The following is a 2,883-nucleotide window of genomic DNA, read 5'->3' on the forward strand; positions in this document are numbered from 1 at the left end:
GTCCACGATCAGGGCAGAGTGCAGCGGGCGGAGGTCAGCATGCGGAACCATGGTCTTCTGCCTTCGGGATCGGTTCCCCGCCACCATAACCTGCCCCGCACGCCCCCGATACAGGCCAAAAGTCCTATGCCGCCGATCGGGCAAAAACACACGCGCGCCCGGATTGCCCCGGACGCGCGCGGCCTGCATGGCCTGACCAGAGGGGGTCAGTTCGCCATCGCCAGTTCCTTGGGCAGCTTGAACACCCAGACCATGCCGCCCTGGTTCAGGTAGTTGACCTTGCTGGCCACCTCGCCGCCCCACAGAGGCACGGCACCACCCCAGCCCGACACGACCGCGACATACTGCTCGCCGTCCATCTCCCAGGTGACGGGCTGCCCCACGATCCCCGATCCGGTCTGGAAGCTGTAAAGCTCGGCCCCGGTCTCGTCGTCCAGCGCCTTGAACTCGCCTTCCGGCGTGCCGAAGAACACCAGACCGCCGGCCGTGGTCATCACCCCGCCCCACAGCGGCGCCTCGTTCTTGTATTCCCACTTCCACTCGCCGGTCAGCGGGTCGATGGCCTTCAGGCTGCCGATATGGTCCTCGTAGTTCGGCTTGATGGTAAACCCCGCGCCCAGATAGGCCGCGCCCTTCTTGTAGGTGATCGGCTCGTTCCAGATGTCCATGCCCCATTCGTTCGAGGGCACATAGAACAGCCCCGTCTTCTGACTGTAGGCCATCGGCATCCAGTTCTTGCCGCCCAGGAAGGACGGCGAGGCGAAGATGACCTCGCCCTTCGCCCCGTCGGCCGAGGCTGCGGGATTGCCCGGACGGTTCTCCTCGACAAAGATAGGCCGGCCGTTCTCGTCGATGCCCTTGGCCCAGGTGATGTCCTTCACGAAGGGCCAGGCGTTCAGGAACTTGCCGTCCTCGCGGTTCAGCACATAGAAGAACCCGTTGCGGTCGGCGGTCGCCCACTTCTTGTTGCCGTCCTTGTCGGTGAAGGCCACGACCTCGTTCACACCGTCATAGTCCCAGCCCTCGCGCGGGGTGGTCTGGTAGTGCCACTTGATTTCGCCCGTCGCCGGGTCCAGCCCCAGCCGCGACGCCGCATAGAGGTTGTCGCCCGTCCCGTCGTTCTTCTGCCCGGCATCGCGCAGCCAGCTGTTCCAGGGCGCGGGGTTGCCGGCACCAAAGACAATTGTGTTGGTCTCGATGTCATAGGACCCGCCCAGCCAGGTCGCCCCGCCGCCGGTCTTCCACAGATCGCCGGGCCAGGAGGCGTTCAGCGTCCCCGTCATGGTGCTTTCCTTGCCCATGTAGGTGCCCATGTGGCCCTCGATGGTGGGGCGCGTCCAGACCAGCTCGCCGGTCTCGGCGTCGCGGGCCTGCACTTCGCCCACGATCCCGAACTCGCCGCCCGAGTTGCCGGTGATCACGAGGCCGTTCACGATCAGCGGCGCGGCGGTGTAGCTGTAGCCTTCCTTGTAGTCGGCGATCTTCTTGTTCCAGACCACATCGCCGGTCTTGGCGTTCAGCGCCACGATCCGCGCGTCCAGCGTGCCGAAATAGATCTTGTCGCCATAAAGCGCCGCGCCCCGGTTGATGACGTCGCAGCAGGGCAGGATGCCCTCGGGCAGACGCGCATCATATTGCCACAGCTCTTTCCCGGTCTTGACGTCGATGGCATAGAGGCGGCTGTAGGATCCGGTGATGTACATCACCCCGTCATGGATCAGCGGCTGGGTTTCCTGCCCGCGCTGCTTTTCGCCGCCCAGGCTGAAGGCCCAGACCGGGACCATCTTGCCCACGTTCTCCTTGTTGATCAGGGCCAGCGGGCTGTAGCGCTGAAGATCGCGGCCCATGCCGTTGGTCAGCACGTCCCCGGTCGAGGCGGCATCCCCCGCCAGGTCCTCTTCGGTGATCCCCGCATAAGCCGGGGCAGCAAGCATAAGGGCCGCCGAAACGGCAGCGACAAAGCGGTTCATCGGGTTCCCTCCCTCGGGTTTTCGCGACAGACGAAGCGCCGGTCCCTCCCCCGGGGCTCCTGTCCTGGGTCACTTTGCGCGTGAAGCGATTGCAGGGGTATTGGCCAATAGTCGTAACCCTTGCAGCCGGTCCGTCGCGCCATGCCGCTAGGGCGGAACGACCCGCGCGCCGGCTATTGCGAGATCGATTGCAGATAGGCCAGGATGAAGTCCTGCACGGTGGGATCCGCGATTCCCACATGCCGCATCCGGGTGCCGGGGACGAGGCCATCGTTGTCCTCCATCCAGGCCTTCAGCGCGCCGCGGGTCCAGACGAAACCTGCATTCTTCAGCGCCTCGGAATAGGGGTAGCCGTCGAACGTGCCCGCCTTGCGGCCGACAACGCCTTCCAGCAGCGGACCATAGCTCGGGTCCTTGGCGTCGGTGGCGTGGCATCGGCGACATTCCGCCTCGAACAGGGTCTGCCCGGCCTGGACCTTGATCCGGTCGAAGGTCTTTGCCTCCTCGGCAGGGGCGGGAAGGCCGGGAAGGGAAAGGCTCAGGACAAGGGGCAAGAGGAAACGGCGCATCGTGATGGCTCCATTCTGGCTGATCCGCCGCCGATCTTCGCCCCGCACGGGGACCGCCGGTTTGACCTGCGTCAAGCTCTCCGGGCCGAATGGTCGTAGAAACCGGGGCCTTTTGGTCGTAGATCTGCCCCCGCGGCCACGGGCCGGGGACCGCAGGCCGCGGGCGAGGCACGCGCGGCCCGGGGCGCAGGGCCGGTCCGTGCCAATCCTTTGCGAATCTTCACCTCTAGAATGGAGCGCAACAGCTGAGGTTGGGATGGGGTTTGGGATGGATCGGCGGGGGTTGCATCTGGATGGTGCGGAGCGGGCGGTGATCTTTGCGGAGCATCGTCGAGGCACGAGCC

General features: G+C 65.5%; 2 protein-coding genes. Both read right to left on the bottom strand.

Annotation, left to right across the window (positions count from 1 at the left end; all coding sequences use genetic code 11):
- Positions 1 to 206 precede the first annotated feature (206 nt).
- Positions 207 to 1,970, bottom strand: coding sequence for a PQQ-dependent methanol/ethanol family dehydrogenase (locus G8O29_RS18060; RefSeq protein WP_166404585.1), 1,764 nt, complete (start codon positions 1,968 to 1,970; stop codon positions 207 to 209).
- Between the two features lie 173 nt (positions 1,971 to 2,143).
- A complete protein-coding gene (locus G8O29_RS18065; protein ID WP_166404586.1) occupies positions 2,144 to 2,539 on the bottom strand; it encodes a c-type cytochrome in 396 nt (131 codons plus the stop codon).
- Positions 2,540 to 2,883 lie beyond the last annotated feature (344 nt).

The sequence above is a fragment of the Rhodobacter calidifons genome (assembly GCF_011174775.1).
Lineage (GTDB): Bacteria > Pseudomonadota > Alphaproteobacteria > Rhodobacterales > Rhodobacteraceae > Tabrizicola > Tabrizicola calidifons.

Excerpts from the sequence above, each read along its gene's own strand:
- G8O29_RS18060 (WP_166404585.1), bottom strand. The coding sequence starts at position 1,970 with ATGAACCGCTTTGTCGCTGCCGTTTCGGCGGCCCTTATGCTTGCTGCC.
- G8O29_RS18065 (WP_166404586.1), bottom strand. The coding sequence starts at position 2,539 with ATGCGCCGTTTCCTCTTGCCCCTTGTCCTGAGCCTTTCCCTTCCCGGC.